This window comes from Agromyces humi, from assembly GCF_009720255.1.
GTDB lineage: Bacteria > Actinomycetota > Actinomycetes > Actinomycetales > Microbacteriaceae > Agromyces > Agromyces humi.
In genome coordinates this window covers 1-852 of record NZ_WJSP02000698.1, presented here as the reverse complement: position 1 = coordinate 852, position 852 = coordinate 1, and the positions used below count along the sequence as shown (strand labels likewise).

Below are 852 nucleotides of genomic sequence, written 5' to 3'. Positions count from 1 at the left end.
CGGCGCGGCTCGGCGACCCGACGGCCGTCGTGCAGGGCCGTCGCGTGCTGCACCTGCGGTACCCGGTCGAGCGCCGCTGAGCCCGCCGGCACTTCGGGTGCGCCGCGGCACTTCCCTCGCGGAAACCGGTGCCGAAGTGCCGAAGTGCCGAAGTTTTCCGGAAGGAAGACTCGTTCAGTTCGCGCTCGGCTTCGCCGCGACCTCGAGGCCGGTGCTCGACGCGAAGCCGGAGCGCGACCCCGAGGTCAGAGGTTGACCCACTCGGTGGCGCCGCCGGCGAGGTGCTGGCGCTTCCAGATGGGGGTGCGCTCCTTGATACGGTCGACGAGCAGTGCGCATGCGGCGAAGGCCTCGGCGCGGTGAGGTGCGGCGACGGATGCCACGAGCGCGACATCCCCGATCGCGAGTGTGCCGACGCGGTGGGCGGCGGCGACGCGCAGGCCGGTCTCGCGCGCGACCTCGGCGCAGGTGTCGCGCAGGAAGCGCTCGGCCTCGGGGTGCGCCTCGTACTCGAGCAGGGTCACGGATGCGCCGTGGTCGTGGTCCCGGATGACGCCCTCGAACGTGACGAGCGCTCCGTCCTGCCGCGACTGCACGAACGCCTCGATCGCCGCGCGGTCGAGCGGCTCGGTCGTGACGACCGCGAACACGTCGGGTTCAGTCGTGGGTGCCTCGGGCATGGTCTCGTCGGGCGAGTTCGTCTCAGGCATCCGAACCTCGCGCGGCATGGTCGCCACCGCCGACCTGGTCGAGCAGGTGCGGCAGCAGCTCGTCGAGCACGCGGAGGCCGTCGGCGACGCCGCCCCGTGATCCGGGGAGGTTGACGACGACGGTCCGGCCGGCCACGCCGGC

1 protein-coding gene is annotated in these 852 nt (G+C 72.9%); it reads right to left on the bottom strand.

The genetic code is table 11. From position 1 onward, the window contains the following. Positions 1-245: 245 nt before the first annotated feature. Entirely contained in the window at positions 246-710 is a 465-nt protein-coding gene (locus GH736_RS23615) for a molybdenum cofactor biosynthesis protein MoaE (RefSeq protein ID WP_235934665.1), read from the bottom strand. Positions 711-852 lie beyond the last annotated feature (142 nt).